The sequence below is a fragment of the Roseateles violae genome, assembly GCF_030410485.1.
GTDB classification, from domain to species: domain Bacteria; phylum Pseudomonadota; class Gammaproteobacteria; order Burkholderiales; family Burkholderiaceae_C; genus Roseateles_D; species Roseateles_D violae.
The window spans coordinates 309,382-322,027 of the sequence record NZ_JAUHHC010000004.1; the positions used below are offsets into that span (position 1 = coordinate 309,382).

Consider the following 12,646-nt stretch of genomic DNA (forward strand, 5'->3'; position numbering starts at 1 on the left):
CTTAGGAAATCCTGCGAACGTCGACGAAATGGCCTTGCATCGCGGCCGCGGCGGCCATGGCCGGGCTGACCAGATGGGTGCGTCCTCCCGCCCCCTGCCGCCCTTCGAAATTGCGGTTGCTGGTGGAGGCGCAGCGTTCGCCCGGCTCGAGCCGGTCGGCATTCATCGCCAGGCACATCGAGCAGCCCGGCTCGCGCCACTCGAAGCCGGCCGCCTTGAAGACCTGGTCCAAGCCTTCGGCCTCGGCCTGCTGCTTGACCAGCCCCGAGCCCGGCACGACCAGGGCCAGCTTGACGTTGCCGGCGATCTTGCCGCCGATGCGGCGCACGACGGCAGCCGCCTCGCGCATGTCCTCGATGCGGCTGTTGGTGCAGGAGCCGATGAAGACCTTGTCGATGCGGATGTCGTTGATCGCCTTGTTCGGCTCCAGCGCCATGTATTGCAGCGCGCGCTCGATCGCGCCGCGCTTGACCGCATCCTTCTCCTTGTCCGGATCGGGCACGCGATCCTCGATCGACAGCACCATCTCGGGTGAAGTGCCCCAGGTCACCTGCGGGCGGATCTGTGCGGCGTCGAGCTCCACCACCGCGTCGAACTGCGCACCGGCATCCGAATGCAGCGTGCGCCAGTACTGCACGGCCTGCTCCCATTCGACGCCGCTCGGCGTGAACGGCCGCCCCTTCACATAGTTGATGGTCGTCTCGTCGACGGCGATCAGGCCCGCGCGCGCGCCTGCCTCGATCGCCATATTGCAGACGGTCATCCGCCCTTCCATCGACAGCGCGCGGATGGCCGAGCCGCCGAACTCGATCGTGTAGCCGGTCCCGCCGGCCGTGCCGATCTTGCCGATGATGGCCAGCACGATGTCCTTGGCGCCGACGCCGGGCATCACCTGCCCCTCGACCTTGATCAGCATGTTCTTGGCCTTCTTGGCCAAGAGCGTCTGCGTCGCCAGCACATGCTCGACCTCCGACGTGCCGATGCCATGGGCCAGCGCACCAAAGGCGCCGTGCGTCGAGGTGTGGCTGTCGCCGCAGACGACGGTCATGCCCGGCAGGGTCGCGCCCTGCTCCGGGCCGATCACGTGGACGATGCCCTGGCGCTTGTCGTTCATCTTGAACTGCGTGATGCCGGCGCGGTCGCAGTTCTTGTCCAAGGTGTCGACCTGCAAGCGCGACACCGGATCGGCGATGCCCTGGCTGCGGTCGGTGGTCGGCACATTGTGGTCGCTGACGGCCAGATTGGCCGACAGGCGCCAGACCTTGCGCTGCGCCAGATCGAGGCCTTCGAAGGCCTGGGGGCTGGTGACCTCGTGGACCAGATGGCGGTCGATATAGAGCACGGTCGTGCCGTCGTCCTCGGTGTGGACGACATGCTCGTCCCAGAGCTTGTCGTAAAGCGTTCGAAAGACTGAACTCATGGCTTTTTACTTTCCTCAGGACAGAGTGCATCGACAAAGCGCTGCACCACGGTGGGCAGGCGCTCCTGGCGCAGCACCCCCAGACAATAGTCGCGCGCGGCCCAGGCTTCATCGAGCTCGAGCAGTTGGACCGCGAACACGCGCGAGAAACGTTCGGCCGGCCCGGCCGGCAGCACGGCAACGCCCAGGCCCGCCTCGACCAGCTGTGCGATCGCATCGAAGCCGCGCACCTGCAGCCGCGCATTGAGCGTGCGGCCGCGCGCCAGCGCCTGCTCGCGCATCAGCTCCTGCGCCGAGGCGCCGGCATGCAGGCCGATCAGGTCGTAGTCGAGCAGGTCGGAGAACGTCACCTTGGCACGACCGGCCAAGGCATGGTCCTTCTCCACCAGCACCGCCAGCCGGCTCTTCGCGTAGACCCAGTGCTGCAGCCGGTTGTCCAGCAGCGGCGGCGTGAACACGCCGACATCGGCCCGGCCATCGGCAACGGCCGCCTGCACGTCGGCGCTGGTCAGGTCCTCAAGGCTGATGCGGATCTGCGGATGATTGTGGCTGAAGGCGGCCAGGTCGACCGGCAGGCATTCGGCGATCGCACCGGCATTGGCGGCGATGCGCAGATGGCCCTTGATGCCGCGGGCGAATTCGACCACCTCGCTCTCCAATGCATGCAAAGACGCATGCAGCGAGCGGATATGACGCACCAGCGCCCGGCAGGCCTCGGTCGGTTCGACGCCGCGCGCGCGACGCTCGAACAGCTGCACGCCCAGCCGCGCCTCCAGATCGGACACCCGCTTGCTGGCAGCCGCCAGCGCCAGATGCTCGCGCGCCGCCCCACGGGTGATCGAGCGGGTCTGCTCGATCGCCAGCACGAGATTCAGGGTGGTGAGGTCCAGGCGCATCGGAGCAGCGATCGAGAACTTGGGGGCGGTTGCAGAGGCGGCGGCTCGCCGACTCCAAGCGGCGAGTCGCTACTGTAACGTTCGCAATCCAAGACAGCAAACGCCAAATTCAAAAGAACGCTTCTCTATTTGCGAAGCATGCATCTGGACGCAAGCCGTCGACTTTCTTTACACCCCCAAACCTTAGGGAGATCAACAGCTCAATAAGTCATTGATTTTCAATGAACCACCGCCTAGTGGCACGGATTCTGCTCAAGTGGAGGGGGCAATACAAACTGGAGGGGGAATCCCGATGAAGATGATCACTAAACTGGCCGCCATGCTCGGCCTGGTCGGCGCGATGGCTGCCGCACAAGCCTCGACCGTGACCTTTGATGTGACGCCGCTGTCCTTCACGCCGGGTGGCGGCTACGGTCAGGAAACCGAAAACGCGAACGGCATGGGCGGTACGCTGCTCGACGTTCTTTTCGCCGTCTCGAACACCGCCCAGCATTTCAACCTGGCGCCGGGCGGCCTCTCGTCCCCCTTCGCGTTCGGCCTGGTGACCCTCAACGAAAAGTCGATCGATGAGGCCGAGTTGGACGGCCTGGGCGTGAAGGCCACGTTCAAGTTCGTCAACCCGCTGACCGGCACGCAGGAGGTTTCGGCCACCGGCACGGCTTTCGCGGGCCAGGTCAATGACGGCGCGATCGATCTGAAGATCGTGTGGAATGACGTCACCGTCGCGTTCGGCAGTGCCGGCAGTTTCATCATCAAGATGGACCCGCTGTCCTTCATTGAGCGGGGCGAAACGCTGACCCAGAACTTCACGATCCAGTTGGTGGCGGACGCGAATGGCGACCAAACCAGCCCGGCTGCCGCCGCCGTGCCGGAGCCCGCCTCGCTGGCCCTGGTTGGCCTGGCGCTGACCGCCTTTGGCATCAGCCGCCGCCGTTCCAAGCGCTGAGACTCAGCCCCCCAATGAAAACGGCCGCTTCGCAGCGGCCGCTTTCTTTTGATAAAGAGTGTCTCAGCCCAGCGCCGCCACTACCTCCGGCGGCGCCTGCACCAGCTCGATCAGCACGCCCTCCCCGGCGATCGGGAACTCGTCGCTGCTCTTCGGATGGATGAAGCAGATGTCAAACCCGGCCGCGCCCTTGCGGATGCCGCCCGGCGCGAAGCGCACGCCGTTCGCCGTCATCCACTCGACCGCCTTGGGTAGGTCGTCGACCCAGAGGCCCACATGGTTCAGCGGCGTCGCGTGCACGGCCGGCTTCTTCTCCGGATCCAGCGGCTGCATCAGGTCGACCTCGACCTTGTGCGGACCTTCACCGATCGCGCAGATGTCCTCGTCGACATTCTCGCGCTCGGAGACGAAGTTGCCGGTGACCGTCAGGCCCAGCACGTCGACCCAGAGCTTGCGCAGGGCGGCCTTGTCCGGGCCGCCGATCGCGATCTGCTGGATGCCGAGGATCTTGTAGGGCTTGCTCATTCAAACCTCAGAATCGGTTGGTCGACCGACAGGCTCTCGCCCGTTTTCGCCAGCACCTCGGCGACCTTGACGTCACGCTCGGCGACCAGGATGTTCTCCATCTTCATCGCCTCGATCACGGCCAGGCGCTCGCCGGCCTGCACGGTCTGGCCCGGCTGGGCGGCGATGTGGACCAGGAGGCCCGGCATCGGCGACAAGAGGAACTTGCTGGTGTCCGGCGGCGCCTTGTAGGGCATCAGCTGATGCAGCTCGGCGGCACGCGGCGACATCACGGTCACCTCGAGCGCCCGGCCGTTGTGCTGGATGCGGTAGGCCAGCGGGTTCTTGGCCGTACCGCGCTCGGCTTGGGCGGTGAAGGGCCGGCCGTTGACCGTGCCGCTGATGCGGGTGTCGTTCAGCCGCGACTGGCTGACGATGCGGTAGCTCCACTTCTCGGTGCCGTCGACGACATCGATCAGCGCCTCGCCCTGGCTGCCGCTGAATTCGTAGATGTGCAGCGGATGGCGCTCGAACTCGCCATGGCCCTCGTTGACGACGGCGACATAGTCGTGCTCGATCTTGACTTCATGGCCGGGCAGCTGGCCGCTGATGCCGGCCTCGCGCTCGCGTGCCTTGCGGCGGATGAAGCCGGCCAGCGCGACCAGGAACAGCGGGTCGTCGTGCGGCACGTCCTCAGCCAGGAAGCCGCCGGCGTAGTTCTGCGCAATGAAGCCGGTGTTGAACTTGCCCGAGGCAAAGTCCGGGTGCGCCAGCAGTGCCGACTGGAAGGGGATGTTGCTCGAGATGCCGCGGATCACGAAGCCGTTCAGCGCCTCGCGCATCATGCGAATAGCTTCCTTGCGGTCGCGGCCATGCACGATCAGCTTGGCGATCATCGAGTCGTAGAACATCGGGATCTCGCCACCTTCGTAGACGCCGGTGTCGACGCGCACGCCGAAGCGCTCGGGTGCGGCCTGCTCCATCGTCGTCTCGGGCGGCTGGTACCGCACCAGGCGGCCGGTCGAGGGCAGGAAATTGCGGAACGGGTCCTCGGCATTGATCCGGCACTCGATGGCCCAGCCCTCGCGCTTGATGTCTTCCTGCTTGAAGGAAAGCGCCTCGCCGGCTGCGACCTTGATCATCTGCTCGACCAGATCCAGGCCGGTGATGCATTCGGTCACCGGGTGCTCGACCTGCAGCCGGGTGTTCATCTCAAGGAAGTAGAAGCTCTCGTCCTTGCCGACGACGAACTCGACCGTGCCGGCGCTCTGGTACTTGACCGCCTTGGCCAGGGCCACGGCCTGCTCGCCCATCGCCTTGCGCGTCGCCTCGGAAATAAAAGGCGAAGGCGCTTCCTCGATCACCTTCTGATGCCGGCGCTGGATCGAGCACTCGCGCTCCCACAGATAGACGACGTTGCCCTGCGAGTCGCCGAGCACCTGGATCTCGATATGGCGCGGCTCCTCGACAAACTTCTCCATGAAGACGCGGTCGTCGCCGAAGCTGTTGCGCGCCTCATTGCGGCAGCTGGTGAAGCCCTCGAAGCACTCCTTGTCGTTGAAGGCCACGCGCAGGCCCTTGCCGCCGCCGCCGGCGCTGGCCTTGATCATCACCGGGTAGCCGATCTTCTGCGCGATGCCGACGGCCTCGTCGGCCGACAGGATGGGCTCGTTGTGGCCGGGGATGGTGTTGACCTTGGCCTCGTTGGCCAGCTTCTTCGAGGCGATCTTGTCGCCCATCGCGGCGATCGAGTAATGCTTGGGGCCGATGAAGGCAATGCCCTCCTCCTCGACCCGGCGCGCGAAGTCCTCGTTCTCACTCAAGAAGCCATAGCCCGGATGGATGGCCTGGGCGCCGGTCTGCTTGGCGGCCGCGATGATCTTGTCGGCAACGAGATAGCTCTCACGCGAGGGCGCCGGGCCGAGCAGCACGGCCTCGTCGGCCAGTTCGACATGGCGGGCGTCCTTGTCGGCCTCGGAATAGACGGCCACGGTCTTGATGCCCAGCTTCTGGGCCGTCTTGATGACGCGGCAGGCGATCTCGCCCCGGTTTGCAATCAGGATCTTCGTAAACATCGTTTTTCTCCTAGCGCCTGATTACAGAGGGATGTTGCCGTGCTTGCGCCACGGGTTCTCGAGCTTCTTGTCTTTGAGCATCACGAGCGAGCGGCAGATGCGCTTGCGCGTCTCGTGCGGCTGGATCACGTCGTCGATGAAGCCGCGCGCGCCGGCGACGAAGGGGTTGGCGAAGCGGGCCTTGTACTCGGCCTCCTTGGCCGCCAGCTTCTCCGGGTCGCCCTTGTCCTCGCGGAAGATGATCTCGACGGCGCCCTTGGCGCCCATCACGGCGATCTCGGCATTCGGCCAGGCAAAGTTGACGTCGCCGCGCAGGTGCTTGGAGGCCATCACGTCGTAGGCGCCGCCATAGGCCTTGCGGGTGATCACCGTCACCTTCGGCACCGTGCACTCGGCATAGGCGTAGAGCAGCTTGGCGCCATGCTTGATGATGCCGCCGTACTCCTGGCTGGTGCCGGGCATGAAGCCCGGCACGTCGACAAAGGTGATCACCGGGATGTTGAAGGCGTCGCAGAAGCGCACGAAGCGCGCCGCCTTGATCGAGCTCTTGATGTCCAGGCAGCCGGCCAGCACCAGCGGCTGGTTGGCGACGATGCCGACCGTCTGGCCTTCCATGCGGGCGAAGCCGGTGATGATGTTCTTCGCGTACTCGGGCTGCAGCTCGAAGAAGTCGCCATCGTCGACCGTCTTCAGGATCAGCTCCTTCATGTCATAGGGCTTGTTCGGGTTGTCCGGCACCAAAGTGTCCAGCGACAGGTCGAGCCGGCTGCCCGGGTCGCCACTGGGGCGGGCCGGCGCCTTCTCGCGGTTGTTCAGCGGCAGGTAGTTGAAGAAGCGGCGCAGCATCAGGATCGCCTCGACGTCGTTGTCGAAGGCCAGATCGGCAACGCCGCTCTTGGTGTTGTGGGTGGATGCGCCGCCGAGCTCCTCGGCCGTCACCTCCTCGTGCGTCACCGTCTTCACGACCTCGGGACCGGTGACGAACATGTAGGAGCTGTCCTTCACCATGAAGATGAAGTCGGTCATCGCCGGCGAATAGACGGCACCGCCGGCGCAGGGGCCCATGATCATGCTGATCTGCGGGATCACGCCCGAGGCCAGCACGTTCTTCTGGAACACGTCGGCATAGCCGCCGAGCGAGGCCACGCCCTCCTGGATGCGAGCACCGCCCGAGTCGTTGAGGCCGATCACCGGCGCGCCGACCTTCATCGCCTGGTCCATCACCTTGCAGATCTTCTCGGCATGCGATTCGCTCAAGGCGCCGCCGAAGACGGTGAAGTCCTGGCTGAAGGAGAAAGCCAGGCGGCCGTTGATCATGCCGTAGCCGGTCACGACGCCGTCGCCGGGGATCTTGTTTTCGGCCATGCCGAAGTCGACGCAGCGGTGCTCGACGAACATATCCCATTCCTCGAAGGTGCCCTCGTCGAACAGCAGCTCGAGCCGTTCGCGCGCCGTCAGCTTGCCCTTGCCGTGCTGGGCGGCGATGCGCTTTTCGCCGCCACCGAGCCGCGCCTTGGCACGCTTCTCTTCGAGCATTTGTTGGATGTCATGCATGGTCATTTTCTCCAGAAAATTTCGCTAAGAGCCGGCGCGCGGCCGTCGAGGCGGCCAGCGTGCCATTCAATACTTGTGCAGTCGTCTCCGCAAGCACCGCGCGCACGGCCGGCGCCTCGGCGAAGCGCTGGCGCAGGCCGGCCTGGATGCGCTCCCACATCCAGGCCTGGGCCTGGGCCTGGCGCTTGGCGGCCAGCCGGCCATTGGCGGTCTGCAAGTCGCGGTATTCGCTGACGGCGGCCCAGAAGCTGTCGATGCCGTCGGCCTTCAGGGCACTCAGCTGCATCGCGCGCGGGTGCCAGATCGTGCGGTCATGGTGCGCATGGTCCGGATGGCCCAGCTGGCCGAACAGGCGCAGTGAGGATGCGATCTGCGCCTGCGCCCGCGTCGCGGCCGCGGCGTCGATATCCGCCTTGTTGATGACGACCAGATCGGCCAGTTCCATCACGCCCTTCTTGATCGCCTGCAGATCGTCGCCGGCATTGGGCAGCTGCAAGAGGCAGTACATGTCCGTCATACCGGCCACGGCCGTCTCGCTCTGGCCAACACCGACCGTCTCGACGATGACGACATCGAAGCCGGCCGCCTCGCAAATCAGCATCGCCTCGCGCGTCTTCTCGGCCACGCCGCCCAGGGTGCCGCTGCTGGGGCTGGGGCGGATATAGGCCCGCTCGTCCATCGAGAGCCGCTCCATCCGCGTCTTGTCGCCGAGGATGGAACCACCGGACACGCTGGACGAGGGGTCGACAGCCAGCACGGCGACGCGCAGACCTTGGTCGATCAGGAACAGGCCCAGCGCCTCGATAAAGGTGCTCTTGCCCACGCCCGGCACGCCCGAGATACCCAGGCGCAGCGCCCGGCCGGTGTGCGGCAGCAACTCGGTCAGCAGCGCATCGGCCTGCTGGCGATGGTCGGTGCGGGTCGATTCGAGCAGCGTGATCGCCTTGGCGATCGCCCGGCGCTGGACCGGACCGGGGCCACCGAGCAGCGCGGCAGCCAGGCTCATGCGGCGGCCTTCCATCGGTATTCGATCTCGAACTCGCCCTCGCCGACCGGCTCAAAGCCGTGGCGCAGGTAGAAGCGGTTCGAGTCGCTGAGCTTCAGCGCGCTGAGGGTCAGGTCTTTGCCGTGGGACTTGGCCTGCTCCAGCACCCATGCGCCAACGCCGCCGCCCTGGGCGCCCGGCCGGATGAACAGGTGGTCGATGTGCAGGTGGTCATCGACCGGCTTCAGCTTGGTGAAGCCGATGCGCTTGCCGTCCAGCAAGATCCATTGCATCCACGCGGGCTCGAACTGGCCGGTGAAACGGGCCAGGCTGCGCTGCCCGTCGCCCAGGCCCAAACGGGTCAGGCTTTCCTGCATCGCGGCCATGCGCAATGCGAACAGCGCGTCGAAGTCTTCGGCCACCACGGGCGCGAAGCTCAGAACCCTCACGCAGCCACCGCCTTGCGGATCTGCTCCAGCACGTCCTTGGCGCTGGCCGGAATCGGCGTGCCGGGGCCGTAGATGCCCTTGACGCCCGATTCGTACAGCATCTCGTAGTCCTGCGCCGGGATCACGCCTCCGACGAAGACGATGATGTCGTCGGCGCCTTGGGCCTTCAGCGCCTCGATGATGGCCGGCACCAGGGTCTTGTGGCCGGCGGCCAGGGTCGAGACGCCGACCGCGTGCACGTCGTTCTCGATCGCCTGGCGCGCGCACTCCTCGGGCGTCTGGAACAGCGGGCCCATGTCCACGTCGAAGCCGAGGTCGGCATAGGCAGTGGCGACGACCTTGGCGCCGCGGTCATGGCCGTCCTGGCCCAGCTTGGCGATCATCACGCGCGGGCGGCGGCCCTGGTCTTCGGCAAAGCCCTTGATCTCCTCCTGCAGCTTGGCCCAGCCCTCGGCCGAGTCGTAGGCCGCGGCGTAGACGCCGGTGACCTTCTGCGTGTCGGCGCGGTGGCGGCCGTAGACGGCCTCCAGCGCATCGGACACCTCGCCGACGGTGGCGCGCAGGCGGATCGCCTTGATGCTCAGGTCTAGCAGATTGCCGTCGCCGCTCTTCGCCGCGGCGGTCAGCGCGGCCAGCGCCGCCTGCACGGCCGCCGCGTCGCGCTTGCTCTTGATCGTCTTCAGGCGGGCAATCTGGCCGTCCCGCACCTTGACGTTGTCGACGTCGAGGATCTCGATCGCGTCCTGCTTGTCCAGCTTGTACTTGTTGACGCCGACGATCACGTCCTTGCCCGAGTCGATGCGGGCCTGCTTCTCGGCCGCGCTGGCCTCGATCTTCAGCTTGGCCCAGCCCGAGTCGACGGCCTTGGTCATTCCGCCCATGGCCTCGACCTCCTCGATGATGGACCAGGCCTTGTCGGCCATGTCCTGGGTCAGCTTCTCCATCATGTAGCTGCCGGCCCAGGGGTCGACGACATTGGTGATGTGGGTCTCTTCCTGGATGATCAGCTGGGTGTTGCGGGCGATGCGGGCGCTGAACTCGGTCGGCAGCGCGATCGCCTCGTCCAGCGAGTTGGTGTGCAGCGACTGCGTGCCGCCGAAGACGGCCGCCATCGCCTCGATCGTCGTGCGCACGACGTTGTTGTACGGGTCCTGCTCGGTCAGCGACCAGCCCGAGGTCTGGCTGTGCGTGCGCAGCATCAGGCTCTTCGGGTTCTTGGCGTCGAAGCCCTTCATGATCCGGCACCAGAGCAGGCGCGCGGCCCGCATCTTGGCGATCTCCAGATAGAAGTTCATGCCCACGGCCCAGAAAAAGGACAGGCGGCCGGCGAACTCGTCCACATTGAGGCCCTTGGCCAGCGCCGTCTTCACATACTCCTTGCCGTCGGCCAGGGTGAAGGCCAGTTCCAGCGCCTGGTTCGCGCCGGCCTCCTGCATGTGATAGCCCGAGATCGAGATCGAGTTGAACTTCGGCATGTTCTTGGCCGTGTACTCGATGATGTCGCCGATGATCTTCATCGACGGCTCGGGCGGGTAGATATAGGTGTTGCGGACCATGAACTCCTTGAGGATGTCGTTCTGGATGGTCCCCGAGAGCTTGTCCTGCGGCACGCCCTGCTCCTCGGCGGCGACCACATAGCCGGCCAGCACCGGCAGCACCGCGCCGTTCATCGTCATCGACACCGAGACCTTGTCCAGCGGGATGCCGTCGAACAGGATCTTCATGTCCTCGACCGAGTCGATCGCCACGCCGGCCTTGCCGACGTCGCCGGTCACGCGCGGATGGTCGCTGTCGTAGCCGCGGTGCGTGGCCAGGTCAAAGGCGACCGACACGCCCTGCCCGCCGGCGGCCAGCGCCTTGCGATAGAAGGCATTGCTTTCCTCGGCCGTCGAGAAGCCGGCGTACTGGCGGATCGTCCAGGGCCGCACCGCATACATCGTCGCCTGCGGGCCGCGCAGAAAGGGCTCGAAACCGGGCAAGGTGTCGGCATGCGGCAGGTCCGCCGTGTCGGCCGCCGTGTACAGCGGCTTGACGGTCAGGCCCTCGGGCGTCACCCAGTTCAGCGCCGCCACATCGCCGCCGGGCGCCGACTTGGCGGCGGCCTTCAGCCATTGATCGAGCGTGGCTTGCGGGAACTCTTTGGACGAATCGGACATGGTGAATCAACTCCTGTGAACCCTCGCATCATAGCCCATCAATTATTCATAATTATAAATTCCTAATCCATTACACTAGGCGCATGACCGCCCTGCCCAGCCTTGCCCCCCGCGCGCTTTATGAAGAAGTGGCCGAACGCCTGCGCCAGCAGATCTTCGGCCGCGAGCTCGAGCCGGGCAGCTGGATCGACGAGCTCAAGCTCTGCGCGGAGCTGGGCATCAGCCGCACGCCCTTGCGCGAGGCGCTGAAGGTGCTGGCCGCCGAGGGCCTGGTCACGATGAAGGTCAGGCGCGGCGCCTATGTCACCGAGATGTCGGAACGCGACGTCCGCGAAGCCTATCAACTGCTGGCCCTGCTGGAAAGTGACGCCGCCGCCCAGGTCGCCTCGCGCGCCAGCGAGGCCCAGTTGCAGGAACTCGCCCGGCTGCACGAGGCGCTGGAGCGCGAGGTCGGCCAGCACGACGCCTTCTTCGCCGCCAACGAGCAGTTCCATATGCGCCTGCTCGAGATCGAGGGCAACCGCTGGCGCCAGCAGATGATTACCGACCTGCGCCGCGTGATGAAGCTCAACCGCCACCACTCGCTGTTCAAGCAGGGCCGGCTGCAGGAGTCGCTGCAGGAACACCGCGCGCTGCTGGCGGCGCTGCTCCGGCGCGACGCTGCCGCCAGCGCGGCGCTGCTGCGCGAGCATTTCGAGAACGGCCTGGCGGCCGCCATGCCGCCCGAACCGGCCGCCGCCCCCTCGGCCGGCTGAGCCGGCCGGGCTATCCGCTTCGCGCACACCGCCGGGTTCGGCGCCCGGCGCGTGAACTATTGCCAGCGCCAAAAAGCTGTGCCAGCTCCGGCACATATCAAGGGTTGTCACTTAGACGACATCCCCTGGTTTTTCGGCCATTCGCGGCTGTTGTATCGCCGCCGACGCTCGCGCCTGTCGGCACTGAAAGCGTGAACTGAAGCTCGTATTGCTGGTTTATGTCTGCTTACAAATTGGCTGCGACCCCTACAGTGCAACCCCATGAATGAGTTATTGCGCCCGGGATCCGTCCGCATTACCGCTCCGCTGACAAGCCGGGCGGAAGCCGCTTGCGCTCAAGTTCGTCTTCAGGCGACCGAAATCCGACCCATGGCGGTCCGTTCATGACCGAGCGAGCGCCCCGTCAGCAAGAAAACCTTCGCCGAGCCCTGGTGGGCCCGGTTTCCCGAGTCACCCGCGCCTATGGGCGCCTATGCCCATAAGCCAACGGAGTTCCAGATGGCATCCCTGATCACGAACCTGACCACCAGCCAAGTTGCGGCTCTGTCGACCAGTACGTTGTCGCGACTGACCAGCGATGACTGGGCCGCCTTCACCACGGAACAGTTTCAGGCGCTGACGACGGCGCAGTTCGCATCACTGAACACCAGCGCCGTTTCGCTCTTCACGACCGCCAACATTGCAGCGATTCAGAGCGACGATTTGCGCGCACTTAGCACGGCAGCCATCCGCATCATGACGTCCGAAGACCTGGGCGCCTTGAACTCTGTACAGATCGGCAACCTCAGCACCGACCAGATCAAGGCGCTCAGCTCGGCCCAGATCCGCAGCCTGGGCAGCGACGACCTCAACGCGCTGACCAGCACCCAGATCGCTCAGCTCAGCTCGGCCCAGATCGCGGCCATC

General features: G+C 65.7%; 10 protein-coding genes and 1 pseudogene. 3 read left to right on the forward strand and 8 right to left on the reverse strand.

The genetic code is table 11. The features are described from left to right. Position 1: 1 nt before the first annotated feature. Together leuC and QWJ38_RS15845 are read right to left on the reverse strand one after the other, a co-directional pair. Complete coding sequence (gene leuC / locus QWJ38_RS15840) at positions 2-1,420, reverse strand: 3-isopropylmalate dehydratase large subunit (protein WP_290360073.1); 1,419 nt, start codon at positions 1,418-1,420, stop codon at positions 2-4. Beyond that, positions 1,417-2,316, reverse strand: a complete 900-nt coding sequence (locus tag QWJ38_RS15845) for a LysR family transcriptional regulator (RefSeq protein ID WP_290360074.1) — start codon at positions 2,314-2,316, stop codon at positions 1,417-1,419. Before QWJ38_RS15845 ends, leuC begins: the two co-directional genes overlap by 4 nt. A 292-nt stretch (positions 2,317-2,608) precedes the next feature. Between QWJ38_RS15845 and QWJ38_RS15850 the strand changes: the two genes are divergently transcribed. After that, positions 2,609-3,262, forward strand: coding sequence for a PEP-CTERM sorting domain-containing protein (locus QWJ38_RS15850; protein ID WP_290360075.1), 654 nt, complete (start codon positions 2,609-2,611; stop codon positions 3,260-3,262). Positions 3,263-3,325: 63 nt separating this feature from the next. Here QWJ38_RS15850 and QWJ38_RS15855 read toward each other — a convergent pair whose 3' ends face one another. From QWJ38_RS15855 to scpA, 6 genes are read right to left on the reverse strand one after another with little or no spacing between them, the layout of a single operon-like run. Further along, positions 3,326-3,787, reverse strand: coding sequence for a VOC family protein (locus QWJ38_RS15855; RefSeq protein ID WP_290360076.1), 462 nt, complete (start codon positions 3,785-3,787; stop codon positions 3,326-3,328). Beyond that, the gene (accC, locus tag QWJ38_RS15860; RefSeq protein WP_290360077.1) at positions 3,784-5,841 is read right to left on the reverse strand and encodes an acetyl-CoA carboxylase biotin carboxylase subunit; all 2,058 of its coding nucleotides are present in this window, start codon (positions 5,839-5,841) and stop codon (positions 3,784-3,786) included. Before accC ends, QWJ38_RS15855 begins: the two co-directional genes overlap by 4 nt. A 21-nt stretch (positions 5,842-5,862) precedes the next feature. Further along, on the reverse strand, positions 5,863-7,395 hold the full coding sequence (locus tag QWJ38_RS15865) for an acyl-CoA carboxylase subunit beta (protein ID WP_290360078.1): 1,533 nt from the start codon (positions 7,393-7,395) through the stop codon (positions 5,863-5,865). After that, a complete protein-coding gene (gene meaB / locus QWJ38_RS15870; protein WP_290360079.1) occupies positions 7,388-8,401 on the reverse strand; it encodes a methylmalonyl Co-A mutase-associated GTPase MeaB in 1,014 nt (337 codons plus the stop codon). Before meaB ends, QWJ38_RS15865 begins: the two co-directional genes overlap by 8 nt. Next, on the reverse strand, positions 8,398-8,829 hold the full coding sequence (locus tag QWJ38_RS15875; protein WP_290360080.1) for a GNAT family N-acetyltransferase: 432 nt from the start codon (positions 8,827-8,829) through the stop codon (positions 8,398-8,400). The genes meaB and QWJ38_RS15875 overlap by 4 nt, the downstream gene beginning before the upstream one ends. Next, positions 8,826-10,985, reverse strand: coding sequence for a methylmalonyl-CoA mutase (gene scpA, locus QWJ38_RS15880; RefSeq protein ID WP_290360081.1), 2,160 nt, complete (start codon positions 10,983-10,985; stop codon positions 8,826-8,828). The genes QWJ38_RS15875 and scpA overlap by 4 nt, the downstream gene beginning before the upstream one ends. An 83-nt stretch (positions 10,986-11,068) precedes the next feature. Between scpA and QWJ38_RS15885 the strand changes: the two genes are divergently transcribed. Further along, complete coding sequence (locus tag QWJ38_RS15885) at positions 11,069-11,740, forward strand: GntR family transcriptional regulator (RefSeq protein ID WP_290360082.1); 672 nt, start codon at positions 11,069-11,071, stop codon at positions 11,738-11,740. 498 nt (positions 11,741-12,238) lie between these two features. Then, a pseudogene (locus QWJ38_RS15890) lies at positions 12,239-12,646 on the forward strand (heme utilization protein); the annotation flags it as partial.

What these genes read in the sequence shown, in the direction of transcription:
- accC (WP_290360077.1), bottom strand. Translation starts at nt 5,841, where the DNA reads ATGTTTACGAAGATCCTGATTGCAAACCGGGGCGAGATCGCCTGCCGC.
- QWJ38_RS15855 (WP_290360076.1), bottom strand. Translation starts at nt 3,787, where the DNA reads ATGAGCAAGCCCTACAAGATCCTCGGCATCCAGCAGATCGCGATCGGC.
- scpA (WP_290360081.1), bottom strand. Translation starts at nt 10,985, where the DNA reads ATGTCCGATTCGTCCAAAGAGTTCCCGCAAGCCACGCTCGATCAATGG.
- QWJ38_RS15850 (WP_290360075.1), top strand. Translation starts at nt 2,609, where the DNA reads ATGAAGATGATCACTAAACTGGCCGCCATGCTCGGCCTGGTCGGCGCG.
- QWJ38_RS15865 (WP_290360078.1), bottom strand. Translation starts at nt 7,395, where the DNA reads ATGCATGACATCCAACAAATGCTCGAAGAGAAGCGTGCCAAGGCGCGG.
- QWJ38_RS15885 (WP_290360082.1), top strand. Translation starts at nt 11,069, where the DNA reads ATGACCGCCCTGCCCAGCCTTGCCCCCCGCGCGCTTTATGAAGAAGTG.
- meaB (WP_290360079.1), bottom strand. Translation starts at nt 8,401, where the DNA reads ATGAGCCTGGCTGCCGCGCTGCTCGGTGGCCCCGGTCCGGTCCAGCGC.
- QWJ38_RS15845 (WP_290360074.1), bottom strand. Translation starts at nt 2,316, where the DNA reads ATGCGCCTGGACCTCACCACCCTGAATCTCGTGCTGGCGATCGAGCAG.
- leuC (WP_290360073.1), bottom strand. Translation starts at nt 1,420, where the DNA reads ATGAGTTCAGTCTTTCGAACGCTTTACGACAAGCTCTGGGACGAGCAT.